The sequence below is a fragment of the Noviherbaspirillum suwonense genome, from assembly GCF_900182955.1.
Classification (GTDB): domain Bacteria; phylum Pseudomonadota; class Gammaproteobacteria; order Burkholderiales; family Burkholderiaceae_D; genus Noviherbaspirillum_A; species Noviherbaspirillum_A suwonense.
In genome coordinates, this window is sequence record NZ_FXUL01000001.1 from 34,491 (window position 1) to 59,620 (window position 25,130).

Annotated in this window: 22 protein-coding genes; 12 read left to right on the forward strand and 10 right to left on the reverse strand. The window is 65.2% G+C overall.

From position 1 onward, the window contains the following. Positions 1-6 precede the first annotated feature (6 nt). Entirely contained in the window at positions 7-618 is a 612-nt protein-coding gene (locus QOL82_RS00195; protein ID WP_430438427.1) for a lytic transglycosylase domain-containing protein, read from the forward strand. Positions 619-684: 66 nt separating this feature from the next. Here QOL82_RS00195 and QOL82_RS00200 read toward each other — a convergent pair whose 3' ends face one another. Together QOL82_RS00200 and ffh are read right to left on the reverse strand one after the other, a co-directional pair. After that, entirely contained in the window at positions 685-1,119 is a 435-nt protein-coding gene (locus tag QOL82_RS00200) for an SWIB/MDM2 domain-containing protein (protein WP_283440204.1), read from the reverse strand. Between the two features lie 170 nt (positions 1,120-1,289). Next, on the reverse strand, positions 1,290-2,657 hold the full coding sequence (ffh, locus tag QOL82_RS00205; RefSeq protein WP_283440205.1) for a signal recognition particle protein: 1,368 nt from the start codon (positions 2,655-2,657) through the stop codon (positions 1,290-1,292). A 134-nt stretch (positions 2,658-2,791) separates the two neighbouring features. Between ffh and QOL82_RS00210 the strand changes: the two genes are divergently transcribed. The 7 genes from QOL82_RS00210 to QOL82_RS00240 all read left to right on the forward strand — a co-directional run bounded on the left by QOL82_RS00210 (position 2,792) and on the right by QOL82_RS00240 (position 11,619). After that, positions 2,792-3,598, forward strand: coding sequence for a cytochrome C assembly family protein (locus QOL82_RS00210; RefSeq protein WP_283440206.1), 807 nt, complete (start codon positions 2,792-2,794; stop codon positions 3,596-3,598). After that, on the forward strand, positions 3,595-3,825 hold the full coding sequence (locus tag QOL82_RS00215) for a PP0621 family protein (protein ID WP_283440207.1): 231 nt from the start codon (positions 3,595-3,597) through the stop codon (positions 3,823-3,825). The genes QOL82_RS00210 and QOL82_RS00215 overlap by 4 nt, the downstream gene beginning before the upstream one ends. Before the next feature lie 3 nt (positions 3,826-3,828). After that, positions 3,829-5,469, forward strand: coding sequence for a two-component system sensor histidine kinase NtrB (locus QOL82_RS00220; RefSeq protein ID WP_283440208.1), 1,641 nt, complete (start codon positions 3,829-3,831; stop codon positions 5,467-5,469). Positions 5,470-5,475: 6 nt separating this feature from the next. Next, a complete protein-coding gene (locus QOL82_RS00225; RefSeq protein ID WP_283440209.1) occupies positions 5,476-6,921 on the forward strand; it encodes a sigma-54-dependent transcriptional regulator in 1,446 nt (481 codons plus the stop codon). Beyond that, positions 6,908-7,528: a 1,6-anhydro-N-acetylmuramyl-L-alanine amidase AmpD gene (gene ampD / locus QOL82_RS00230; RefSeq protein ID WP_283440210.1), complete on the forward strand. Its 621-nt coding sequence runs from the start codon at positions 6,908-6,910 to the stop codon at positions 7,526-7,528. The genes QOL82_RS00225 and ampD overlap by 14 nt, the downstream gene beginning before the upstream one ends. A gap of 373 nt (positions 7,529-7,901) precedes the next feature. Continuing rightward, the gene (locus tag QOL82_RS00235; protein ID WP_430438428.1) at positions 7,902-10,748 is read left to right on the forward strand and encodes a ribonucleoside-diphosphate reductase subunit alpha; all 2,847 of its coding nucleotides are present in this window, start codon (positions 7,902-7,904) and stop codon (positions 10,746-10,748) included. 271 nt (positions 10,749-11,019) lie between these two features. Then, positions 11,020-11,619 (forward strand): type 1 glutamine amidotransferase domain-containing protein, encoded by a 600-nt coding sequence (locus QOL82_RS00240; RefSeq protein WP_283440212.1) that lies wholly within the window; start codon positions 11,020-11,022, stop codon positions 11,617-11,619. Between the two features lie 42 nt (positions 11,620-11,661). On the opposite strand, the gene QOL82_RS00245 is transcribed toward QOL82_RS00240, so the two are convergent. From QOL82_RS00245 to QOL82_RS00255, 3 genes are all read right to left on the reverse strand, one after another. Continuing rightward, positions 11,662-12,909 carry an osmoprotectant NAGGN system M42 family peptidase gene (locus tag QOL82_RS00245; protein WP_283440213.1) on the reverse strand — a complete coding sequence of 416 codons (1,248 nt, stop codon included), beginning with the start codon at positions 12,907-12,909 and terminating at the stop codon, positions 11,662-11,664. Between the two features lie 6 nt (positions 12,910-12,915). Continuing rightward, positions 12,916-14,604 (reverse strand): N-acetylglutaminylglutamine synthetase, encoded by a 1,689-nt coding sequence (gene ngg, locus QOL82_RS00250; RefSeq protein ID WP_283440214.1) that lies wholly within the window; start codon positions 14,602-14,604, stop codon positions 12,916-12,918. Positions 14,605-14,720: 116 nt separating this feature from the next. Beyond that, positions 14,721-16,502 (reverse strand): N-acetylglutaminylglutamine amidotransferase, encoded by a 1,782-nt coding sequence (locus QOL82_RS00255; RefSeq protein ID WP_283440215.1) that lies wholly within the window; start codon positions 16,500-16,502, stop codon positions 14,721-14,723. 513 nt (positions 16,503-17,015) lie between these two features. Here QOL82_RS00255 and QOL82_RS00260 point away from each other — a divergent pair. From QOL82_RS00260 to QOL82_RS00275, 4 genes are all read left to right on the forward strand, one after another. Then, the gene (locus QOL82_RS00260) at positions 17,016-18,224 is read left to right on the forward strand and encodes a ribonucleotide-diphosphate reductase subunit beta (RefSeq protein ID WP_283440216.1); all 1,209 of its coding nucleotides are present in this window, start codon (positions 17,016-17,018) and stop codon (positions 18,222-18,224) included. Between the two features lie 139 nt (positions 18,225-18,363). Continuing rightward, a complete protein-coding gene (locus QOL82_RS00265; protein WP_283440217.1) occupies positions 18,364-18,606 on the forward strand; it encodes a hypothetical protein in 243 nt (80 codons plus the stop codon). A gap of 77 nt (positions 18,607-18,683) precedes the next feature. Beyond that, positions 18,684-19,367: a histone H1-like DNA-binding protein gene (locus QOL82_RS00270; protein ID WP_283440218.1), complete on the forward strand. Its 684-nt coding sequence runs from the start codon at positions 18,684-18,686 to the stop codon at positions 19,365-19,367. 131 nt (positions 19,368-19,498) lie between these two features. Further along, the gene (locus tag QOL82_RS00275; RefSeq protein WP_283440219.1) at positions 19,499-20,044 is read left to right on the forward strand and encodes a YggT family protein; all 546 of its coding nucleotides are present in this window, start codon (positions 19,499-19,501) and stop codon (positions 20,042-20,044) included. 203 nt (positions 20,045-20,247) lie between these two features. On the opposite strand, the gene QOL82_RS00280 is transcribed toward QOL82_RS00275, so the two are convergent. The 5 genes from QOL82_RS00280 to accC form a co-directional block, all read right to left on the reverse strand. Then, positions 20,248-20,544: a hypothetical protein gene (locus QOL82_RS00280; RefSeq protein WP_283440220.1), complete on the reverse strand. Its 297-nt coding sequence runs from the start codon at positions 20,542-20,544 to the stop codon at positions 20,248-20,250. Between the two features lie 73 nt (positions 20,545-20,617). After that, positions 20,618-21,550, reverse strand: coding sequence for a carbohydrate kinase family protein (locus QOL82_RS00285; protein ID WP_283440221.1), 933 nt, complete (start codon positions 21,548-21,550; stop codon positions 20,618-20,620). Between the two features lie 32 nt (positions 21,551-21,582). Further along, complete coding sequence (locus QOL82_RS00290; protein ID WP_283440222.1) at positions 21,583-22,782, reverse strand: DUF3426 domain-containing protein; 1,200 nt, start codon at positions 22,780-22,782, stop codon at positions 21,583-21,585. A 5-nt stretch (positions 22,783-22,787) separates the two neighbouring features. Beyond that, positions 22,788-23,714: a 50S ribosomal protein L11 methyltransferase gene (gene prmA, locus QOL82_RS00295; RefSeq protein WP_283440223.1), complete on the reverse strand. Its 927-nt coding sequence runs from the start codon at positions 23,712-23,714 to the stop codon at positions 22,788-22,790. A gap of 37 nt (positions 23,715-23,751) precedes the next feature. Then, positions 23,752-25,119, reverse strand: coding sequence for an acetyl-CoA carboxylase biotin carboxylase subunit (gene accC / locus QOL82_RS00300; RefSeq protein ID WP_283440224.1), 1,368 nt, complete (start codon positions 25,117-25,119; stop codon positions 23,752-23,754). Positions 25,120-25,130: the final 11 nt, after the last annotated feature.

A 25,130-nucleotide genomic window follows, 5' to 3' on the forward strand; every position in this document is an offset into this window, starting at 1 on the left:
CGCCGGATGCTGGGCCGGCGTTTGCTGGCGGCAGCCGGCATGGCCGCCGGCGTCGGCCTGATACCCGCTGCGCATGCCGGCAACCAGAAGGAAGAGGCCCTGGCCGATTCGGTGCGGCTCGCGCTGTCGCGCGCGGTCACCGATTCGGCGCCGCCCAAGGTGCGGATCGACGACATCGACCAGCGCATCAAGTATCTGCACTGGCTGGGCGAGATGTCGTCGCGGCTGTCCAAGCGGCTGCCGGACCGGCAGGTTCGCATCGAACTCCTCGAAACCCTCTGGTATGAAGCCAAGCGCGCGGGGCTCGCGCCCGACCTGGTGCTGGGCCTGGTGCAGGTCGAGTCGGCGTTTCGCAAGTACGCGGTCTCGCCGGTAGGCGCCCGCGGCTACATGCAGGTGATGCCGTTCTGGACCCGGGTGATAGGCGACGGCGATCCGAACAAGCTGTTCCAGATGCAGACCAATCTGCGCTATGGCTGCTCGATACTCCGGCTTTACATCGACATGGAACGCGGAGACCTGTTCCTGGCGCTGGGCCGCTACAACGGCAGCCGCGGCCGGCCCGAGTATCCGAATGCGGTGCTGGACGCGTGGAGGCGGTGGGAATTCAGCCGGTGAAGGCCGGCGCTTCGTCCAAACAAAAACGCCCGCTTGCGCGGGCGTTTTTGTTTGGCTCCTGGACGCTTACTTCAGGTGGCCGGAAATGAGTTTCGTCATCTCGAACATCGATACTTGCTTCTTGCCGCCAAAGACCGCTTTCAGTTTGTCGTCGGCATTGATGTTGCGCTTGTTGGCTTCATCCTGCAGCTTGTTCTTCTTGATGTAGTCCCAGACTTTCTTGGTGACTTCGGTGCGCGGCAGGGGCGCGGCGCCTACCACTGCAGCGAGGGTGTCGGACGGCGTCAGGGGCTTCATGAATGCCGCATTCGGAGCACGCGGCGTTGCCGACTTTGCTGCCTTGACGGCGGTCTTGCCAGCGGCTTTCTTTGCTACGGGAGCGCTGGACGCTTTTTTTGCAGGTGCTGATTTCGCTGCCGGGCTCTTGCTTGCAGCTGCGCTTTTTGCAGCTGGCTTCTTGGCGGCCGTTTTAGTGGCTGCTGATTTCTTGGCTGTTGCCATCTTCGAACCTCCTCACTATCGCATTGGAAAATTGCGCCATGTCACGCATCGCTAATAGTGGTTGCGTTTTGCAAGGTATGCAAGTCTTTTTTGCAAGTATTTTGGAGGAAAAGCGCGTTGTCGCAAACACCCTGTCTTCATAGGGAAAACAGGGGTCGCGGCCAGCCCTTTCAGCGCATGCCGGGCATCATGCCTTTCATGCTGCGCATCATTTTCATCATGCCGCCGCCCTTCAGTTTTTTCATCATCGACTGCATCTGATCGAACTGGGCAAGCATCCGGTTGACGTCCTGGACCGGCACGCCGGCGCCGGCGGCGATGCGCCGCTTGCGCGACGCCTTGATCAGTTCAGGCTTGGCGCGTTCCTGCGCCGTCATTGAATTGATGATGCCTTCCATCCGCCGGACCTGGGTTTCGGCCTGGTCCATGTTGGCGCCGCTGGCGGCCTGCTGGAACTGGGCCGGCAGCTTGTCCATCAGGTTGGACAGGCCGCCCATCTTCTTCATCTGGCCGAGCTGCGCCTTGAAGTCGTTGAGGTCGAACTTGCCGCCGCCCTTGATCTTCTGCGCGAGATCCTGCGCCGCCTCGACGTCGACGCCCTTGCGCGCCTCTTCCACCAGCGCCAGGATGTCGCCCATGCCGAGGATGCGGTTGGCCATGCGCTGCGCATCGAAGGCTTCCAGGCCGTCGAGCTTCTCGCCGACGCCGGCGAACTTGATCGGCTTGCCGGTGATATGCCGCACCGACAGCGCCGCGCCGCCGCGGGCGTCGCCGTCGAGCTTGGTCAGGATGATGCCGGTAAGCGGCAGCGCCTCGTTGAATGCGCGGGCGGTGTTGATCGCATCCTGGCCCAGCATCGCGTCGACCACGAACAGCGTCTCGATCGGCTTCACCGCCGCATGCAGCGCGCTGATCTCCTGCATCATCGCCTCGTCGATGCCGAGCCGGCCGGCGGTGTCGATGATCAGCACATCATGGAAATGGCGCCGTGCATAGTCGAGCGCGGCGCGGGCGATGTCGACCGGCTTGTCGGTCGGCTGGGACGCGAAGAAGTCCGCGCCGACCTGCGCCGTGACCGTCTGCAGCTGGCCGATCGCGGCCGGCCGGTAGACGTCGGTCGACACCGTCAGCACTTTCTTCTTCTTTTGCTCGCGCAGGTACTTGGCCAGCTTGCCGACCGTAGTGGTCTTGCCGGCGCCCTGCAGGCCTGCCATCAGGATGATGGCAGGCGGCTGCGTCGCGAAATTGAGCTGGCTGGCTTCGACGCCGAGGTCGGCGCCCATCAGCACGGCAAGCTGGTTCTGCACCACGCCGACCAGCGCCTGGCCCGGCGTGAGGGAACCGATGACTTCCTCGCCCATCGCCTTTTCCTTGACGCGGGCAATGAATTCGCGCACGGCGGGGAGGGCGACGTCGGCCTCCAGCAGCGCGAGGCGCACTTCGCGGAGCATGTCGGCCGTGTTGGCTTCCGTCAGGCGGGCTTCGCCGCGCATGGTCTTGACCACTTTGGCAAGACGTTGAGTCAGGTTGTCAAGCATGGAATCGGTTCTGTATCGAATGGGGAAGGGCGGGCCGGCAAGCGGCGGGAGACCGTCATTTTACCCGATGCAGGCGTCCGGATTGACACTTCGGCGCGGTCGGCGGTGCCGGTGACATGGTGTAAACTTGCGCGATGCAAAACTCTCTTTTCTACCTGGCCGCGCTGATCTACGCGATCTGCGCCTTCCTGCCGGCCGGCTATCGCACCGCGATTTCTGCCGGCACGCTGCTGGGATGGCTGTTGCATGGCGGCGTGCTGTGGGCCGACATGGTGCTGCCGGGCTCGCTGCGGCTGGGATTCGCGGTGGTGCTGTCGGCCACGCTCTGGATATCGGTCGCCGCCTACTGGCTGGAAAACCGCAATTTTTCGCTAGACAGCCTGCGCGTGCTGGTGCTGCCCTGCGCGGCTGTCGCGGTCATCCTGCCGGCGCTGTTTCCCGGCAGCCTGGTTGCGCTGCAGGGCAAGCCGGGCCTCTACGGCTGGCACATCGCGGTAGCCATCATGGCCTACAGTTCGCTGACCATCGCCGCCTTCCACGCGGTGCTGATGGCCGTGCAGGAAGCCAGCCTCCACACGCCGCCGGGCGGCCGGCTGGGCTGGTTCGCGGCAATGATCGAGCGCCTGCCGGCCCTGCTGACGATGGAAAGGCTGCTGTTTCGCATGATTGCATTCGGCTTCGCGCTGCTGACCCTGACCGTATTGTCCGGCATCGTCTTTTCCGAGGAATTGTTCGGCCGCGCGATGAAATGGGATCACAAGACCATCTTCACCATGCTTTCGTGGGTGCTGTTCGGCCTGCTGCTCGCCGGACGCCGGTGGCGCGGCTGGCGCGGCAGGACCGCGCTCAGCTTCACGCTGAGCGGTTTCGCGACGCTGCTGCTGGCCTATGTCGGCAGCCGCTTCGTGCTGGAAGTGGTGCTGCACCGGGGGCTGGCATGAAATTCTTTATCTGGGGCGTCATCGTCGCGCTGGTCGTCCTCTGGGTGCTGCGGCCGAAGTCGCTGCGCTCGTCCGGCGCGAAACCGCGGCCGGCCGTCGGCGCAACCGAGGCGATGCTGGAATGCGCCGAATGCCATACCTACTTCCCCGCGTCCGAGGCGCAGACCGCCGCCGACGGCGCAGTGTTCTGCTGCGACCAGCACCGGCGGCTGCATGCATCGCACTGAACGATGAGTCTCGCCGCAGCCATGCCGCAGGTGCGCAGCCGGGAAACCCTGTGGCGCACATTGCAGACCTTCAATATCACCCGGATCGCCATCGCGGTCGTGCTGCTGGCTTACCTCAGCATTAACGCGCGCCAGGGCTTCTGGCTGTATGAAGGCTTCCTGTACCGCGAGACCTGCGCCGCCTACCTGATGCTGGCGCTCGGCTTCGCCATCACCAGCGCGTGGCACAAGCGCCAGCTGCTGCTGCAGCTTTCGGCCGGCATCGTCGCCGATCTCATGCTGATCACGATACTCTACGTCGCCGCCGGCGGCGCCAGGAGCGGGCTGGCCATCCTTTACCTGTTCCCGCTGGCGGGCAGCGCGGTGCTGGCGCCGATGATGCTGGCGCTGTTTTTCACCGCGCTGGTGGCGCTGGCGATGCTGCTCGAAAGCGCTTACCAGCTGCTCAATTTCCCATCGGATTCGACCATTTCGCAGGCCGGGCTGTATGGCGCCGCCTTCTTCGCGGCGGTCTATGTGCTCAACCGGCTCGCCGCGCGGCTGATACGGCAGGAGCAGCTGGCCACCGAGCACCGCGCCGGCCTGCAGGTGCAGCAGGCGATCAACCAGCTGGTGATTGCCGACATGGGCGACGGCGTGCTGGTGGCCGGGCGCGACACCACCATCTTCACGGTCAATCCGGCGGCCGAGCGCATGCTCGGGCTGGCCGGCGCGGAAGGCGCGCACCGCGACCGTCTCGATAATGTCGCGTGGCTCGCGCCGATCGCGGAAGCCTATTTTTCATGGCGGCGCAATGCCGCCGGCGCCGCGCCGGCCTTCGTCGTGCTGAAACCGGCCGAGGGCGCCACGGTCCACCTGCGGCTGCGTTTCGCCAGCATAGGCACCGCCGGCGACGCCAATGAACGGGTGGTCGTCTTCCTGCAGAATGTCAGCGAGATCGAGGACAGGGCGCAGGAATTGAAACTGGCGTCGATGGGCCGGCTGACCGCCAGCATTGCCCATGAGGTGCGCAATCCGCTGTCGGCCATCGGCCATGCCGGTTCCCTGCTCGGCGAGGATGCGACCGACCCGGTGCAGCTGCGGCTGGTGCACATCATCAATGAGAATGTCGGCCGGCTGAACCGGATGATCGAAGACATATTGCGGCTGTCCCGCAAGGCGCAACCGGGCAGTGCGCCGCTCGGGCTGGACGCCGTGCTGCCCGAGATCGTCGAGGAATTCCGCGACATGCATGCGCTGCGCCCGGGCCTGATCCATCTCGGCACGCTCGATGCCGGGCAGGTGCTGTTCGATCCGCTGCACTTGCGGGAAGTCATTGTGAACCTGCTGTCGAATGCGATGCGCTACGCAAGCGGCCGCGATGCATCGATCCGGCTTTTCGTGGTGACCGACGCCGCGCACCGGCGCGAACTCCATGTGCAGGACGACGGCGCGGCGATCACGCCCGAGGTCAGGGCGCACCTGTTCGAGCCGTTCTACACCACGTCGAGCAAGGGCACCGGGCTGGGGCTGTATCTGGCGCGGGAGCTGTGCATGAACAATGGCGCGATGCTCGATTACGAATACCGCAGCGACGCCTGGAACCAGACACCCGCTGAAGCGAGCGGCCGCTTTGTGATCACCCTTGCCACCCCGGAAACCTGACCGCCCATGCCCGCACCCCGGATATTGATCGTCGACGATGAAGCAGACCTGCGCGAACTGCTGGACATCACCTTTATCAAGATGGGCCTGGACAGCGACTGCGCCGCCAACCTGGGCGAGGCGCGCGCGCTGCTGGCCAAAAACGCCTACGCGATGGTGCTGACCGACATGCGCCTGCCCGACGGCCTCGGCATAGAACTGGTGCGCGAAGTCGCCGCCGCCTATCGCAACACGCCGATCGCGGTCATCACCGCGTTCGGCAGCGCCGACAATGCAGTCGCCGCGCTGAAGGCGGGCGCCTTCGACTACCTGTCCAAGCCGGTCGCGCTCGACCAGTTGCGCCTGATGGTGCAGTCGGCGCTCAAGCTGACGCCGGCGGCCAGCGCGGCGGCGCCGGCGCCCACGGCCGGGCCGGCGCTGCGGCTGCTGGGCGAATCGGACGCGCTGCGCCACGTGCGCGCGCAGATCGTGCGGCTGGCGCGCAGCATGGCGCCGGTAGCCATCACCGGCGAATCCGGCACCGGCAAGGAACTGGCCGCGCGCGACATCCATGCGCAGAGCGCAAGGGCCGACAAGCCCTTTATCGCGGTCAACTGCGGCGCCATCCCCGAGGCGCTGATGGAAGCCGAATTCTTTGGCTACCGGAAGGGCGCATTCACCGGCGCGGCAGACGATCGCGACGGCTTTTTCCAGGCGGCCAGCGGCGGCACGCTGATGCTCGACGAAGTGGCCGACCTGCCGCTGCCGATGCAGGTCAAGCTGCTGCGCGCGATCCAGGAGCGGCGCGTGCGCAAGGTCGGTTCGACCGTCGAGGAACCGGTGGACGTGCGGCTGATCAGCGCGACGCACCAGAACCTGGCCGCCTGCGTCGAGGCCGGAAAATTCCGCCAGGACCTCTACTATCGGCTCAATGTGATCGAACTCGGCCTGCCGCCGCTGCGCGAGCGCAAGGACGACATCGGCCTGCTCGCCAGCGCGGTGCTGCAGCGGCTGTCGGGCGCGTCGCGGATGCGGCTGTCGCCGCAAGCGCTGCAGACGCTGTGCGAGCACAGCTTCCCGGGCAATGTGCGCGAACTCGAAAATATCCTGGAACGCGCATTGGCCTTTGCCAGCGGCGACACGATCGATGCGCAGGACCTGGCGCTGAGGCCGGCCGCCATGGCGGGAGCGCCGGTTTCATCGCCATCGCCATCCCATTCGCCGCCCACGCCCCGCGGCGAGCCGTTCCTGACGGCGTCGGAACCGGCGCCCGCCATCGCCGACGCGCAGCCGGCCGGCGCGGGAACCCCGGGTTCGCTGCCGCAACAGCTCGACAAGGTCGAGCGCAAGCTCATCGAGGAAGCGCTGGCCCGGACCCGTTACAACCGCACCCAGGCGGCCGACCTGCTGGGCCTGACCCTGCGGCAGCTGCGCTACCGGATGCAAAGGCTGCAGATCCATGACGCCGACTGAACCGGACGGCGTGGGCGCCTTGCCCGATTACGCGATCGACGCGGAGGGCTGGTGCGATGGCGCCCGCCGGCTGCCATCGCCCAATTTCGATCCCCGCCCACCGGGCACGGCGATCGACCTGCTGGTCATCCATAACATCAGCCTGCCGCCAGGCCAGTTCGGCGGTCCCCATATTGCCGGGCTCTTCACCAATACGCTGCAGCATGAACTGCATCCGTATTTCGAACAGTTGCGGCCGCTGCGGGTTTCAGCCCATTTCCTGATCCTGCGGACCGGCGAACTGGTGCAGTTCGTGTCGGCCGACGCCCGTGCCTGGCATGCCGGCGTGTCGCTGTTCGAGGGCCGCGAGCGCTGCAATGATTTTTCGATCGGCGTGGAACTGGAAGGCAGCGACTTCGTGCCTTTCGAGCCGGCGCAGTACCGCTGCCTGGCGGCGCTGACGCAGGCATTGCTGCGCCGCTACCCGCTGGTTGCGGTGACTGGGCATGAACATATCGCCCCGGGCCGGAAGACCGACCCCGGGCCTTTTTTTGACTGGTTCGGCTACCGCAAATGCTGCACCGCAGAGGACCAGGGCAGGGCGCTTTCCTTCCCAAATCTGGCGTGAAAGTCAATCGGTTTTTCACGCGAAACGTTGGGAAAACGCTATTGCATGTCACTGTGCCAGGCACTAGAATTAGTGCCTACTACGATACCAATCACTAGATGTAGTATCTATTCGTCGGTATGGCGCTCCATGGCAACGTTGCCGGGATGCGCTGGAACATGTCAGGCCGACGACAGGACAAGACTTTCAGGGTGTACGAAAAGCAAGATGCCGACGTGGCACGCCAGTCAAGGCCAGCCACCGTCGAAAGTCCCGCCGGACACCAGTCAATCACACCGAATCAGGAGGCCAAGTGCACTCATCCCAGGAAATTTCTGTCAAATCAGGCGCAGAACACGCCGTCAATCCCGCGCTGTCTACCATCTCCGGTAACATGCCGGCCAGCAATTCTTCGTCTGATTACCGCATCCTGCGACGCAACGGTTCGGTCGTGGGATTCGAGCCGTCCAAGATTTCCATTGCGATGACCAAGGCTTTCCTCGCGGTCAATGGCGGCCAGGGCGCAGCCTCGGCGCGCGTGCGCGAGCTGGTCGAGCAGCTGACCGACAGCGTGGTCGGCGCCCTGATGCGCCGCCAGCCGGCCGGCGGCACCTTCCATATCGAGGACGTGCAGGACCAGGTGGAGCTGGCGCTGATGCGCTCCGGCGAACACGATGTCGCCCGCGCCTACGTGCTGTACCGCGCCAAGCGCATGGAAGAGCGTGCGCAGCAGCAGGCCGCACGTGCGCCGGCGTCAAGCGCGCCGCAGCTGCATGTGATGGAAAACGGCCAGCGCCGCGTCCTCGACATGGAGCAGGTGCGCACCCTGATCACCGCGGCCTGCATCGGCCTGGAAAAGCACGTGGATGCGGAAGCCATCCTGGCCGAGACCGTCAAGAACCTGTACGACGGCGTGCCGGTCGAGGAACTGCACAAGTCCGCCATCCTGGCCGCCCGCGCGCTGATGGAAACCGACCCCGCCTACAGCCTGGTCACCGCGCGCCTGCTGATGCACTCGATACGCCGCGAAGTGTTCGGCCAGGAAGTGGCGCAGGCCGATGCCGCCGCCCATTACCTGCAATACTTTCCGCGCTACATCCAGAAGGGCATCGAAGCCGAGCTGCTTGACACCAAGCTGGCCGAGTTCGACCTGGCCCGCCTGGCCGCCGCGCTGAAGCCGGAACGCGACCTGCAGTTCGGCTATATCGGCCTGCAAACCCTGTACGACCGTTATTTCCTGCATATCCGCGAAACCCGCATCGAAATGCCGCAGGCGTTCTACATGCGCGTGGCGATGGGCCTGTCGCTCAATGAAGCCCGGCGCGAAGAGCGCGCGATCGAGTTCTACAACCTGCTGTCGAGCTTCGACTTCATGAGCTCCACGCCGACGCTGTTCAATTCCGGCACGCTGCGCTCGCAGCTGTCCTCCTGCTATCTGACCACGGTGTCGGACGACCTCGAAGGCATCTACGACGCGATCAAGGACAATGCGCTGCTGGCCAAGTTCGCCGGCGGCCTGGGCAACGACTGGACGCCGGTGCGCGCGCTCGGCGCCCACATCAAGGGCACCAACGGCAAGAGCCAGGGCGTGGTGCCGTTCCTGAAAGTGGTCAACGACACCGCGGTCGCGGTCAACCAGGGCGGCAAGCGCAAGGGCGCGGTCTGCGCCTACCTGGAAACCTGGCACATGGACATCGAGGAATTCCTCGACCTGCGCAAGAACACCGGCGACGACCGCCGCCGCACCCACGACATGAACACGGCCAACTGGATTCCCGACATGTTCATGAAGCGCGTGATGGAAAAAGGCGAATGGACGCTGTTCTCGCCGAGCGACGTGCCCGACCTGCATGACAAGGTCGGCCGCGCGTTCGAGCAGGCTTACCTGGGCTACGAAGCCCGCGCCGCCAGCGGCGAGCTGAAGCTGTTCAAGAAGGTCCAGGCAATGGACCTGTGGCGCAAGATGCTGTCCATGCTGTTTGAAACCGGCCATCCTTGGATCACGTTCAAGGATCCATGCAACATCCGCTCGCCGCAGCAGCACGTCGGCGTCGTGCACAGCTCCAACCTCTGCACCGAGATCACGCTCAACACCAACGAGTCCGAGATCGCCGTCTGCAACCTGGGTTCGGTCAACCTGCCGGCCCACCTGAAGAATGGCCAGCTCGACCATGTGAAGCTGCAGCAGACCATCCGCACCGCGATGCGCATGCTGGATAACGTGATCGACATCAATTACTACGCGGTCGACAAGGCGCGCGACTCCAACCTGCGCCACCGTCCGGTTGGTCTGGGCATCATGGGCTTCCAGGACTGCCTGCACATGATGCGTGTGCCGTACGCGACCGACGCCGCCGTCGATTTCGCCGACCGTTCGATGGAAGCGGTGTGCTACTACGCCTACTACGCATCGACCGAACTGGCCGAGGAACGCGGCCGCTACAGCAGCTACCAGGGTTCATTGTGGGACCGTGGCATCCTGCCGCAGGACTCGGTGAAACTGCTGGCGGAAGAGCGCGGCGGCTATCTGGAAGTCGACAGCTCGGTGAGCATGGACTGGAGCGGGCTGCGCAACCGTATCAGCCAGTTCGGCATGCGCAATTCCAATTGCGTGGCAATCGCGCCGACCGCGACGATTTCCAACATCATCGGCGTGTCGGCCTGCATCGAGCCGACCTACCAGAACCTGTATGTTAAATCAAACCTGTCGGGCGAGTTTACCGAGATCAACGAGTACCTGGTGCGCGACCTGAAGGCTCGCGGACTGTGGGACGAAGTGATGGTGTCCGACCTCAAGTATTTCGACGGCAGCCTGTCGCGCATCGACCGCATCCCGCAAGACCTGCGCGACCTGTATGCGACGGCCTTCGAAGTCGAGCCGAAATGGCTGGTGGAAGCGGCGTCGCGCCGGCAGAAATGGATCGACCAGGCGCAGTCGCTCAATATCTACATGGCGGGCGCATCGGGCAAGAAGCTGGACGAGACCTACAAGCTGGCCTGGCTGCGCGGCTTGAAGACCACCTACTACCTGCGCACGATCGGAGCAACGCATACCGAGAAGTCGACCACGCGCACCGGCGCATTGAATGCGGTCAACAGCGATGGCGGCGCAAGCGGCGGCCTGATGTCGCATGCAGCCGCAGCCGCGGCGGCGGCGCTGGCCACCCAGGAAGCAGATGGTCCGGCGTGCATGCTGCGCCCCGGCGATGACGGCTTCGAGGAATGCGAAGCCTGTCAGTAAGGCTTGTCGGCAGGTAGGCGCGCAAAGCTGCGCCTGCCCGTCGTGACACCGCAGTGAAAACGGCCCGGACGCTCGTCCGGGCCGTTTTTTGGGGCCGTCGCCAGGCGCTGCTATGGCAGCCCTCGCGGTCGTCTGCCTGTTGCGTCAACAGCCACCGCGCCTGTTTCGGCAAAGCGCCGGTCCGGACAAGGAGTTTCGCTATCCTTCGACGGCATCCCCGAACTTTTCAGGGTCGCCCGACTCATTGTTATTCAAACAAACGGAGAACGCGATGGATTCTGCACTGAACGGACTGCATATCGGCATTCTCGTCACCGACGGTTTCGAGCAGGTTGAAATGACGCAACCCAAGGAAGCGCTGGAGGGCGAGGGCGCCATTACCAAGATTATTTCCCGGCGCCAGGACACGGTGCAGGGCATGAATCACGATGCCCCTGCGGACCAGTTTCCTGTCGACCTGTATTTCGATGAAGTGTCTTCGCAGGACTTCGATGCGATCCTGCTGCCGGGCGGCGAGGTGAACTCGGCGCGCATCCGCGCAATCCCCGAGGCGCAGAAGATCGTCAAGGACATCGTTGCCGAAGGAAAGCCGCTCGCGGTGATCTGCCACGGCGCCTGGCTGCTGGTGTCGGCGGGGCTGGTGCAGGGGAAGACGCTGACCAGCTACCCGACGCTGGAGCAGGATATCCGCGATGCCGGCGGCAACTGGGTCGACCGCGAAGTGGTCGTGGATGGCAACTGGGTCAGCAGCCGCAAGCCTGACGATATCCCGGCCTTCAACCGCGAAATGATCGAGGTCTTCGGCCAGCGCATGCGCGACAGCGTGCGCGGCACGCCGGACGAAGGCGCGGCCGGCATGGCTTCCAGCTAGCGCGCCGGCAGCTGCCTCCTGGCAGCGCCGGCACGCCTGCGCCTAGCGCAGCACATCATCCGGGGCGGCTTCGGCCGTCCCGTTTTCATTTGCGGGGTTCTCGCCTGGCCTGACCAGCTCGTTTGCATCGGGCAATGGCGTGTCGGTCCGCGCCAGCTGTTCCGCATCGAGCTGGTGCGAGAAGCCTTCGACCGACTCCAGCCACGGCTCCCGGTCGCCGGCCACCGTCGGCCCGCTTTGTATATAGAGGGTCAGCAGTTCGGCCAGGTTGACCAGCCCGGACAGGTGGGTGCGTTCATAGCCGTGGGACGCGTCGGCGCCAAAGCAGAGCAGCGCAGTGCGCACATCATGGCCGGCATTGACCGCGGCGCTCGCGTCGGAATGGTAGTAGCGGAACACGTCGCGATGGCCCTGGATGCCATGGTCCTCGCAGAGACGCAGCAGGCGGCGCGTCAGGTGGTAGTCATGCGGCCCGGCCGAGTCCATCAGCGGGATGGTCACGCCGAGTTCATGGGCGCCCTGGCCGGGCGCCACCGGGCCGATGTCGACGCCGATGACTTCGCTGACATCGCTGCCGATCACGGCCCGCGCGCCCGAACCCACTTCCTCGGTCAGCGTGAAAACCAGGTGGCAGTCCATCGGCACCTCGGCCCCCGAGTCCACCACGGCCTTGAGCGCCGCCAGCACGGCCGCCACGCCGGCCTTGTCATCGAGATGGCGCGAGACGATGTAGCCGTTTTCCAGCACCTCCGGCGCAGCGTCGAACGCGATGAAGTCGCCGATCTGTATGCCGCGCGCAGCAGCGTCGCCGGCCGACGAGATGTCGGCGTCGATGCGCACCTCGAGCTGGTCCCAGTTCACCGGCTGGGTGTCGATCGCCTCGTTGTAGACATGGCCGGAGGCCATCAGCGGCAGCACCGAACCGCGCTCGCGGCCGGCATCGGTGAACAGGGTGACCCGGCCGCCCTCGGCCCAGCGGCTGGACCAGGTGCCCACCGGCATCAGGCCCAGCCTGCCATTGGGCTTGATCTCGCGCACCATCGCGCCCAGCGTGTCGAGATGGGCGACGATGGCGCAGGCCGGGTTGTAACGCCGCCGTTCCGGCATGGTGCGGCGCAGTACCGCGCGTATGGTGCCGCGCCTGGTCAGTTCATACGAGACGCCGAGCGCATTGAGCCTGGCGCCGGTGTAGTGCACGATCTCGTCGGTCAGGCCGGTCGGGCTGGGTATGGCCAGCAGTTCCAGCAGCGTGGTCTTCAGGTAGTCGGCATCGATGGGCAGTTTTTGCATGGGTGATCAGGCAGAGTAGGGAAAGAGAAGGTCGACGAAGCGCTGCGCGGTCGGCTGCGGGTCGTGGTTGGCCAGGCCCGGGCGTTCGTTGGCTTCGATGATGACGTAGTCTTCCCGGTCGGGCGCCGGCACCAGGAAATCGAGGCCGACCACGGGAATGCGCAACGCGCGGGCCGCGGTTTCCGCGGCGGCCCGCAGCGTCGGGTGCAGGTCGGCGGTGACATCGTGTATGGTGCCGCCGGTATGCAGGTTGGCGGTCTTGCGCACCTGTACCCGCCGGCCGTCTTCCGGCACCGCGTCCATGTCCAGTCCCTGGCCGGCCAGGCAGCGCAGGGTTTCGGAGTCGGTCGGGATACGGCTCTCGCCGCCAGTGGCGGCGGCGCGGCGCGCGCTCTGCCGCTCTATCAGCTGGGCCAGCGTGGACTGGCCGTCGCCAATGACCTCGGCCGGGCGCCGGATGGCAGCCGCCACCACCTTGTAGCCGATGACGACGATGCGCAGGTCCTGGCCGTCGCACAGCTCCTCGAGCACCACATGGCCGCCTTCCTTCTGCGCCAGCGCCAGCGCCAGCTCGAGTTCGTCCCTGGTGCCGACGCCGACGCTGATCCCGCGGCCCTGTTCGCCGAGCGCCGGCTTGACCACGATGGACCCGAATTCGGCCAGGAAAGCCAGGTCCGCGTCCATGTCCCCGGCAGTCTGCTGGCGCGGCACGCGCAAGCCGACCGAAGACAGGCGGCGCAGGGTCAGCACCTTGTCCTGGCACCAGGTCATTGCGACGCCGCCGGTCAGCTCGGTCAGCGACTCGCGGCACAGCATCTCGTGGCCAACCTGGCGCAGCTTGAAGATGCCGGCCTGCGCATCGATGATCTCGACGCCGATGCCGCGCCGCCGCGCCTCGTCGACGATGATGCGGGCATACGGGTTGAGCGCCTGCACCTCCGCGGTGTCGATGAACAGCCGCTCGTTGATGGAGTTCTTGTGCTTGACCGCAAAGCCGGTGACCTGCTGGAAGCCGAGCTTTTCGTACAGGCCGATCGCATTCTGGTTGGTATGCAGCACCGACAGGTCGAGGAAACGGCGATCGCGCCGCGTAAACAAGTCGATCAGCTGGTTGACGAGCGAGGTGCCGACGCCGGCCAGCCCGGTCTGCGGATCCACCACCAGGCACCAGAAGCTGCATCCGCCCTCAACGTCGCCGAATGCCAGCGCATGGTCCACGCCCATCACCGAGCCGACCACTTCGCCGGTGCGCTCGTCTTCCGCGATCAGGTAGACCAGCGCGTCGGAGTCGCGCTGCTCCCAGACGGTGCCGGGCGCCAGCGGCACCATGCCGCGCATGCTGTAGAGGCGGTTCATCGCGGCAATGTCGGCGCGGGTGGTCAGCCGCCGTATCACCACGCCGGGCGCCGGCGGCGCAGCCGGCGCATCTGCGCCCAGCTTGCGCCGGAACATCACCGACGGGTCGAGGAAAAGGCTGGCCTGCGCTTCGGCCAGCACCAGCTGCGGCGCCTGCACGTACAGCGCGATATCGCGCTTGCCGGCTTCTTCCTTCATCAGCTCGTCGGCCAGCGCGCGGGTCGACTCGAACGATGGCGCATACATCAGCCTGCCCCAGCCGCAGTCGAGGATGGCGTTGGCAAGAGCAGGGCGCGCGTCGTGCATCGGGACGCCTGTATCTTGTTGCAGGGTATTCATAGAACTCTTTCATCAATCATGCGGGCCGGGCTGCATGCAGTCCGGCCCGCCGTTGCCGGCCGGCCTGCAGCCCGCTCCACGCCGCGGGCCGCTGGCTGCCGGTCACATGCGGCATGTCACAGCCCGTTGGTCTGCAGCCATGCCTCCAGCAGCGCAAGCTGCCATAACGTGGAACCGCGCAGCGGCGTGATGGCGCTGTCGGGATTGGCCAGCATGCGCTGCACTGCGTCGCGGCGAAACAGGCCGCGCGCTTCCGCGCGCGGCGATTCCAGCATGCCGCGCACGTAGTCGAGAAAGTCGCCGCGCAGATACTTGAGCGCCGGCACCGGGAAGTAACCCTTGGGCCGGTCGATCACGGCGGCGGGAACCACGCTGCGCGCGGCCTCCTTCAGCACATACTTGCCGCCCTGGGCGATCTTGTGGCGGGCCGGAATGCGCGCTGCCAGCTCGACCAGCTCGTGGTCCAGGAAGGGCACGCGTGCTTCCAGCCCGAAGGCCATCGTCATGTTGTCGACCCGCTTGACCGGGTCGTCGACCAGCATCACCGTGGTGTCGAGGCGCAATGCGCGGTCGATCGCGCGGCTCGCGCCCGGCATCGCGAAGTGATCCCGCAGGAAGTCGCCGCTCCAGTCCGGCATCTCCATGCCCGGCTGCAGCAGGCCCAGCAGGTCGGCATGGCTGCGGTCGAAGAACACGCGGCGGTAGGCGTCGACGCCGGCCGCGTCGTCATCGATATCGGCCAGCGGCGGATACCAGTGATAGCCGCCGAACACCTCGTCCGCGCCCTGGCCGCTCTGCACCACGCGGCTGTGCCTGGAGACGGCCTGCGACAGCAGGTAGAAGGCGACGCAATCATGGCTGACCATGGGTTCGGCCATTGCCGCGATCGCGTCGGGCAGCGCGCCCAGCAGCTGGTTGGCCGGTATGTGCAGCTTCTCGTGCACGGTGCCGAAATGGCGGGCGATCAGGTCCGAGTACTGGTATTCGTCGCCGGCCTCCTGGTCGACCGCCTCGAAGCCGATCGAGTAGGTGCGCAGGTCCTTTGCGCCGGCCTCGGCCAGCAGGCCCGTGATCAGGCTGGAATCAAGCCCGCCCGACAGCAGCACGCCGACCGGCACGTCGGCCACCATGCGCCGCTTCACCGAGCGCCTGAGGGACTCGAGCGTCAGGTCGCGCCAATCGTCGAAGCTGCGTTCCTCGTCGGCGGCCGCGTCCGGGAAGTCCAGGCGCCACCAGGTCACCGTCTCGCACCGGCCGTCCGCCTGCACCTTCATGTAGGTGGCCGGCGCGAGCTTGCGTATGCCGCGGATGATGGTCAGCGGCGCCGGCACCACCGCATGCCAGGACAGGTAGTGATGCAGCGCCTGCGGGTCGAGCGACGTGTCGACGCCGTCGCCCTGGAGCAGCGCCGGCAGCGCGGACGCGAAGCGTAGCCGCGCCGCATCTTGCGTGTAGTACAGCGGCTTGATGCCGAGCCGGTCGCGCACCAGGTAGGTGACGCCGCTGTCGCGCTCCCACAGCGCGAACGCGAACATGCCGTACAGCCGGTCGAGCGAGGCCGGTCCCCATGCATGCCAGGCCTTGACGATGACCTCGGTGTCGCCGGTCGACGCGAACTGGTAGCCCATGCCGCTCAGTTCGGCGCGCAGCTCGTGATGGTTGTAGATGGCGCCGTTGAAGACGATGCCCATGCCGAGCAGGTTGTCGATGAAAGGCTGGTGCGCGCGCTGGCTCAGGTCCATGATGGCCAGGCGGCGATGCCCGAAGCAGCGTGTGCCGAGGCTGAAAATGCCTTCGCCGTCCGGCCCGCGGCGCGCCTGCGATTCGGTCATGCGCACCACCGTTGCGACGTCCGCAAATTGATTGTCGAAACGCAGTTCACCTGCTATGCCGCACATTGAGATTCCCAGTCTAAGAAGGTTGAAACGTCGGCGCTGCCAGCGCCGCCTGATGGGTTGTAGAAGCAGGGAGGCGGCCGTGGTTCCGCAAATCGACGGGATTTATGCGACTGGTTTCGAATGCCGCAAAAGCAGGTCAATCAGCCGGGGCTGCGGGCAATGCTGGCTGGAAAGCGCGTGGTGGCGACGGGCCTGGATGTCGCCGTAGCAGCGCTGCAACGGCGATCGCGTCGAGATGGATCATGATCATGCCATTTACGCAGAACATACTATATATGGTGTTATTGACGAATCGCTCCCTATTAGTAGTGGTGCCTTTTGCCCTTGTCGGGTAAAATGGGAAGCATGATTTGGAGCATGTTCCAGCCGTCCAAACGCTGTACGGCAGCATTGTGTGTGAGACTGGATACGTAAGCTCCGAAGGCGGCCGCAGACACGACACAGCGGTCCATCGCGCCGTCGCAGCGTAGCGCTTCGCGGCTGCAAAACAAAAGACACGTAAAGGAATCAACCATGCTTTCTTGGGATGACGAAGTCACTTCGACGCCTGCGCCGCGCGCAGCGCAACCGCAGTTCCAGCCGCAACCTCAGTTGCAACCTGAGTTGCCGCCTCAATCGCAGCCTGCGATCGCTCCAGCCTCGCCGCAGGATGCCGCTTTCGCCGCGCCGGCCGTTCCTCCTGTCGATGCGGCCGCCGTCGCCGCGCGCCGCGTCAATGCGGCAGACAAGCGCATCATCAATGGCCAGACCGACGTCAACCAGCTCGTGCCGTTCAAGTACAAGTGGGCATGGGACAAGTACCTTGCCGGCTGCGCCAACCACTGGATGCCGCAAGAGATCAACATGCAGCGCGACATCGAGCTGTGGAAGAACCCGAACGGCCTGACCGAAGACGAGCGCCGCCTGGTCAAGCGCAACCTCGGCTTCTTCGTCACCGCCGACTCGCTGGCCGCCAACAACATCGTGCTCGGCACCTATCGCCACATCACCGCGCCCGAGTGCCGCCAGTACCTGCTGCGCCAGGCGTTCGAGGAAGCGATCCACACGCATGCCTACCAGTACATCGTCGAGTCGCTGGGCCTGGACGAAGGCGAGATCTTCAACGCGTATCACGAAGTCGCGTCGATCCGCGACAAGGACGAGTTTCTGATCCCCTTCATCGACGTGCTGACCGACCCTGCGTTCAAGACCGGCACCACCGAGACCGACCAGCAGCTGCTGAAGTCGCTGATCGTGTTTGCATGCCTGATGGAAGGCCTGTTCTTCTATGTCGGCTTCACGCAGATCCTAGCGCTGGGACGCCAGAACAAGATGATGGGCGCAGCCGAGCAGTACCAGTACATCCTGCGTGACGAGTCCATGCACTGCAACTTCGGCATCGACCTGATCAACACGATCAAGATGGAAAATCCGCACCTGTGGACGCCCGAGTTCAAGGAAGAAATCAAAGCGTTGTTTTTGAAGGCCGTGGAGTTGGAATATCGCTACGCAGAGGATACAATGCCGCGTGGTGTGTTAGGGTTAAACGCACCCATGTTCAAAGGCTACCTTCGCTTCATCGCAAATCGCCGCGCGCAGCAGATCGGTCTCGACGCAATGTTCGCACAAGAGGAAAACCCATTCCCCTGGATGAGCGAGATGATCGACCTGAAGAAGGAGCGAAACTTTTTTGAGACGCGTGTCATCGAATACCAGACAGGTGGCGCGCTCAACTGGGATTAAGTAAAGAGTGCATTAAGGCGAAGACGACGACGCAGCGCTCACCCCGCGGAACATGCGGGATGCCTTAAGCGCCAGGTGCGAGTCGATACGAACTGGAACCAGAAAGACGGTGGGCCAAGAAAGGGTATAACCGAACTGAATGGACAGTAGAAGACCTGATTGCTCTGAACTGCAAACGCCGCTGCGCCCGATCCTGTCGGGCAAGGCGGCGTTTTCTTCGAAAAACGGTTTGTATTTTTTGAAACTGATTTCCGACGCCGGCATTGTTGCCGGCGTTTTTTTTGGCAGTCGTCGCGCGCAGTTGCGCCAGGCCCGCCAAGGATGGCTGAAGTGCTGCATGGACGAGGAGATGCAGCAGTTCAGCTGGTGCCGAATTCATTAGCGCAAGCGCAGTCTGCTTGTGCCGATGAATAATCCGCCGGGGGCAGCGCGATGCCCGCGGCGGGTTCGATCTTTAGCTTGATTTCCTATCACGTGAAGGAGAACCAAATGGCAACAGCAGCAAAAAAAACCGCGGCCAAGAAAACCGCGGCAAAAAAGGCGGCTACCAGCAAGCCGGTAGCCAAGAAGGCCGCAACCGCCAAGAAGGCGGCAGCGACTAAAACCGTGGCAAAGAAAGCCGTCGCCAAGAAGGCGGTAGCGAAGAAGGCCGTCGCCAAAAAGGCGCCAGCCAAGAAAGCCGTCGCCAAGAAGGCGGTAGCGAAGAAAGCCGTCGCCAAGAAAGCGCCAGCGAAGAAAGCCGTCGCCAAAAAGGCGGTAGCGAAGAAAGCCGTCGCCAAGAAGGCCGTAGCCAAAAAGGCCGTTGCCAAGAAGGCGGTAGCGAAGAAGGCCGTCGCCAAAAAGGCGCCAGCCAAGAAGGCCGTCGCCAAGAAGGCGGTAGCCAAGAAAGCGGTAGCGAAGAAGGCGGCACCGCAACCGGCAGCGGCCAAGAAGACCGCAGCCAGGAAGGCCGCTCCGGCAAGCAGCCCGGCGCCAGCGGCTAAAACCGCAGTGCCTAAAAAAGCGGCAGCCAAGAAATCGGCTGCGAAGACTGCGGCCAAAACCGCGGCCAAGACCGCAGCGCCCGCAGCGGCGCCTGCCGTCAAGACCGTGCTCAGCCCGGCGGCCGCATGGCCGTTCCCAACCGGCACCAACCGTCCTTAAGACGGCGAGGAAGCCCGCGCGCGACCTGCGCGCAGGCTTCTGCTGCTTGGTAGCCCGAGCAAGTTCGGGCACAATGCCCGCTGTATGGCCGAGGGTCATGCAGCGGGTTTTTTTTGAGGGAGAATAACGCCGTGCTGTACAGTATTCTGGGTCTGATCGTCGATACCGTCACCGGCATCCTTGGTGCCATCCTGCTGCTGCGCTTCTGGATGCAGGTCGTCCGGGTGCGGCCCCCGATGGCCTTTGCGCAGTTCATGTTCCAGGCGACCGACTGGCTGGTCAAGCCGTTGCGGCGCCTGCTGCCGGGAGTCGGCGGTTATGACTGGGCCAGTTTCGTCGGCGCCTTCCTGGTAGTGCTCGTGGCGGTTGCAGTGGACCTGTTCCTGGCGGGCGGCTTCACGCCGCAGGCGCTGTTCGCGCTGTCGCTGCTAAGGCTTGCGCAATGGGTGCTGTACGGGCTGATGGGACTGCTGATCATCGAAGTCATCTTCAGCTGGGTCAATCCGCATGCGCCGCTGGCGCCGCTGGTGCGCGCGCTCAATGAACCCGTGATGCGGCCGCTGCGCCGCGTCGTCCCGCTGATGGGCGGCATCGACCTCAGCCCCATCCTGGCCTTCCTGCTGCTGCGCATTGCGCTCTATCTGGCCAGCGCGATCCTGCTTCCGCTGGCGTTTTAAGAACCTGCCCGACGCTGGCGCCGATCAGGCGCGTCCGTCGCGCAAGTTCTTGCGCCACGGATAGCGCAGCGCATCACTTTACGCGCCGCATGACGGTGTCTGATCGTGGATCGGCGTGCTGCGCCCATCCTCCGTCGCCGCAGTCTTCCTGTTCCGCGGCTCCCCTGTCCAAAGATGGCGCGGCAGCGCCGGCCGCGTCCATGCTAATGGTCATCGAAGCGTTCGATACGTTCGGTGCCCCGCGCATGCGTCACCCTGACCTTGTCGCCCGCCTTGAACACTTCGCTGGTCGTTGTCTCCACGACCGCGCTGGCGCCGTTGTCGTAGCGCAGTTCCAGGCGCGTCGGCATGCCGGCGCTGCCTGGCGGGGTCACTCTGGTGACAACCGCGGTGCGCACCACGGTCGTGCCCTGCGTGCTGGAAGTGGCTTGCGGAGGTGAGCCGCCGGCGCAGCCCGATACGGCGGCAAGGGCAAGGCTGATGCAGAAAAGATTGCGCATGCTCGGCTCCTGGTACTGACCTTGCCATCCGCCGCGATCGCGGGCGGATGGCGGTGTTTTGCCGGAAGGACTATCAGAAGCGATAGCCGAAAGCCTGCTCGAAGCGGTCTTCGATTTCCGCCAGCGACGGCGCATGATTCTGCCCTCCCTGGTGCACGATCTTGATCGCGCCCATCAGGCTGGCGATGCGGCCGGTGGTTTCCCACGGCAATCCGCGCGACAGGCCGTACATCATGCCGGCGCGGAATGCGTCGCCGCAGCCGGTCGGGTCCACCACGTTATCGACTGGCACGCTGGGGATGTCCAGCCGCTCGCTGCCGGTATAGATCTCGGCGCCATTTTCGCCGCGGGTGACGACGAGCGCATCAACCAGCGCGGCGATGCCCGCCAGGGTCAGCCCGGTGCGTTCCATCAGCAGCTCGGCTTCATAGTCGTTGACTGCAACCCAGGTCGCAAGTTCAATGAAGCGCTTGAGCTCCGCGCCGTCGAACATCGGCAGGCCCTGGCCCGGATCGAAGATGAACGGCACGTTCAGGTCCACGCATTGCTGCGCATGCTGCAGCATGCCGTCGCGGCCGTCGGGGGCGATGATGGCCAGCTTCAGCGGGCCGGCATCGGCCACCTTGTTCTGGTGCGACAGCGTCATCGCGCCGGGATGGAAGGCGGTGATCTGGTTGCTGCCGGCGTCGGTCGTGATGAAGGCCTGCGCCGTATATGACGTGTCTATCGTGCTGATGCAGCGGCGCGAAATGTCCAGCTGTTCCAGGCGCTCGATGTAGGGGGCGCCGTCCTGGCCTACGGTCGCCATGATCAGCGGGTCGCCGCCCAGCAGCTTCAGGTTATAGGCGATGTTGCCGGCGCAGCCGCCGAACTCGCGTCGCATGCTGGGCACCAGGAAGGCGACGTTGATCTTGTGCAGCTGGTCGGCCAGCAGCGCTTCCGAGAAGCGGCCGTGGAACGCCATGATGGTGTCGAAGGCAAGCGAGCCGCAGATGAGGGCAGTCATGGGGTTATCCGTATGGTGAGGTCGATGAAATGTCAGGGGTAGAACACGTAGACGCGGAAGCCGGCCGCCTTCGCCTGGGCCAGGTTGAACACCAGCCTGGCCGACTGCTCGGAATTCGGCGCAAAGCCTTCGTCCGGGTTCTGGCTGGGAGGCAGGTAGTCAGCCGGCGCGATGACGCGGCGCGCGACCGGCGCGTCATTGGCGTCGTTCAGCGTCAGTTCGAGATGCGGCCACTGCTGGCGGGTGGCGCTGCGGTTGCGCAGCAGGGCCAGCAGCGTGAAGCTGTCGGTGCTGCCCGGCAGCGCCTGCAGTTCGCTCGACTCGATGGTGACCATGTCGATATGGGAGGGCAGCCCGACCGTGCAGCCGAACACGCGGCACGCGGCCGTCAGCAAGGTCGCCGCCGCCGGCGACTGCGCCGCCAGCGGCACCCTGAACTGGATCAGCAGCTGGACCACGAGCAGCAGCGCCAGCACGGCGGACCCGGCCAGCAGGGCGATGCGGCGCGACTGCGCGACGCGCTGGCGCTGGCGCGCGCGGACGACGAAGTCGGGTTCGGCGGAGTCGAGCGCATCGATTGCGTCCTCCTCGACCTTCGCGCGCTTGGCCGTCATGCCGCGCCAGGGCTTGCTCTTCATGTCGTCGATGGCGCGCGCCAGCTCGTCGCCGTTGTCGGGCGCCGGCGCGGGCGCCGCAGCCATGCGCGGCAGCGAGTAATCGGTGCTGGCCGGCGCGGCCGGCCTGGCCTCGTCCGCGCCATCGGCTTGTGCTTTTTCCGCTTCCTCCTGGTAAGGAGAAAAATCCATCAGCGTCATGCGCAGCAGCGGGTCGGGCTGGGGCGCGGCGTCCGGCTCGCCCGGCGCTGCCGAAGCAGTGGCTGCAGCTGTCGCTGAAGATGAAGATGAAGCTATAGCTGCAGCTGCAAGCGCGGGCCCGGATTCCGGCGGAGGCGTTCGCGCGGCCGCGGTCGATTGCGGGTGGAGGGACGCAGCCGCTGCCCCCTGTGCGTCGGCCGCTGCCGGCGCCGCTGTGGAAGCCGGCGTCGCGGCTGCATCCGGCGCCGGCGCACGCGTGCCGCTTGCCGGCGCATCGATAGGGCGCAGCAGGTTCTCGGTGCCGTTGAAGATTTCCTTGCAGGCGCCGCAGCGGACCAGGCCGCCGCGCAGCTTGAGCTGGTCCTGGACGACCCGGAAGGTGGTCCGGCAATGCGGGCAGCGCGTCGCCAGCACCATGGTGATTACAGGGCGCCGTCAGCCTGGGGCGCCTGGCCTGCCAGCGCCACCCAGCCTTCGCGTTCGGCCCAGACCGACAGCGGCAGGTGCGGCGCGTAGGCGGCGATCACTTCGTCCGCCTGGCGCGCCAGCACGCCCGACAGCACCAGCCTGCCGCCCGGGGCAACCCGGCCCGACAGCATCGGCGCCATCAGCTTCAGCGGGCTCGACAGGATGTTCGCCACTACCACGTCATAGCGGCTGCGGTGCTCGGCCTCGCCGAACTCGCCGGGCAGGTAGAACGCGATGTCGCACTGGTTGCGCTCCGCATTGAAGCGGGCCGACTCGATCGCCTGCGGATCGATGTCGACGCCGGCGACGGCGGCCGCATGCAGCTTGGACGCCACCATCGCCAGGATGCCGGAGCCGCAGCCGTAGTCCAGCACGGACAGGCCGCGCGGCGCATGCGCTTCCAGCCATTCCATGCACAGGCGGGTCGTCGGATGGCTGCCGGTGCCGAAGGCGAGGCCGGGGTCCAGCTCCAGCACCAGCGCATTCGGGTCAGGCGCGTCATGCCAGCTCGGCACGACCCAGATGTTGACGCCGATATGGATGGGCTCGAACTGGGACTGCGTCAGCCGCACCCAGTCCTGGTCCTGCACCGTGCGCAGCGTGTGGCGCACGCCGGCCGGCGCAATGCCGGCCGTGGCCAGCGCTTCGGCGATCAGGGCTTCATGGTCGGCATTGGCGTCGGTCAGCGCCACCACGCGGCTGCGTTCCCAGCCGGCCTGCTTCGGCTCCATGCCGGGCTCGCCGAACAGCGGCTGCTCGGCCTCGGTGCCCTGGTCGGCGTCTTCGACTGACACCGACAGCGCGCCGGCGTCGATCAGCGTGTCCGACAGCAGCTCGGCCTGGTGCAGCGGTACTTCAATGACGATTTCGGTCCAGCTCATGGTCTTGCCTTGTCGGTCTGGGTGGCAGGCATCCGGCTCAGCCCGCGTCCTTGGGCAGGTCGGGCTTGCTGGCCAGCTTGTGCTCGAGGTAATGGATGTTGGTGCCGCCCTCGATGAAGCGCGCGTCCACCATCAGCTCGCGGTGCAGCGGAATGTTGGTCAGTATGCCTTCGACCACCATCTCGGACAATGCAATCTGCATCCGGCGTATCGCCTGGTCGCGGGTGGCGCCATAGGCGATCACCTTGCCGACCATCGAATCGTAATGCGGCGGCACGTAATATCCTGTGTACGCATGCGAGTCGACGCGGATGCCGGGGCCGCCGGGCGGATGCCAGGCGACGATGCGGCCCGGCGACGGCGTGAACTTGAACGGGTCTTCCGCATTGATGCGGCACTCGATCGCATGGCCCTTGAGCTCGACGTCGCGCTGGCGGAAGCGCAGCTTCTCGCCGGCGGCGACGCGGATCTGTTCCTGCACCAGGTCGATGCCGGTGATCATCTCGGTCACCGGGTGCTCGACCTGGATGCGGGTGTTCATCTCGATGAAATAGAACTCGCCGTTTTCATACAGGAACTCGAAGGTGCCGGCGCCGCGGTAGCCGATGCGGCGGCAGGCTTCAGCGCAGCGGTCGCCGATCTTCTCGATCAGCTTGCGCGGAATGCCGATGGCCGGCGCTTCCTCGATCACCTTCTGGTGCCGCCGCTGCATCGAGCAGTCGCGCTCGCCCAGCCAGACCGCGTTCTTGAATTCGTCCGCCAGGATCTGGATCTCCACGTGGCGCGGATTTTCCAGGTACTTCTCCATATAGACTTCCGGATTGCCGAAGGCGCTGCCGGCTTCCGTCTTGGTCATGGTCACCGCCGACAGCAGCGCCGCCTCGGTGTGGACCACGCGCATGCCGCGGCCGCCGCCGCCGCCGGCGGCCTTGATGATGACCGGATAGCCGACCTTGCGCGCAATACGGACGATTTCCTTCGGGTCGTCCGGCAGCGCACCGTCCGAGCCCGGCACGCAGGGCACGCCGGCCTTGATCATCGCCTGCTTGGCCGAGACCTTGTCGCCCATCAGGCGGATCGAGTCCGAGCGCGGGCCGATGAAGACGAAGCCGGACTGCTCGACCCGCTCGGCGAAATCGGCGTTCTCGGACAGGAAGCCGTAGCCCGGATGGATCGCCTCGGCGTCGGTCACCTCGGCCGCGCTGATGATGGCCGGCATGCTCAGATAGCTGAGCGAGGACGCCGCCGGGCCGATGCAGACCGATTCATCGGCCAGCTTCACATACTTTGCTTCGCGGTCGGCCTCGGAATGGACGACCACGGTCTTGATGCCCATCTCGCGGCAAGCACGCTGGATACGCAGCGCAATTTCGCCACGATTGGCAATGAGGATTTTTTCGAACATGTTGGGAGTGT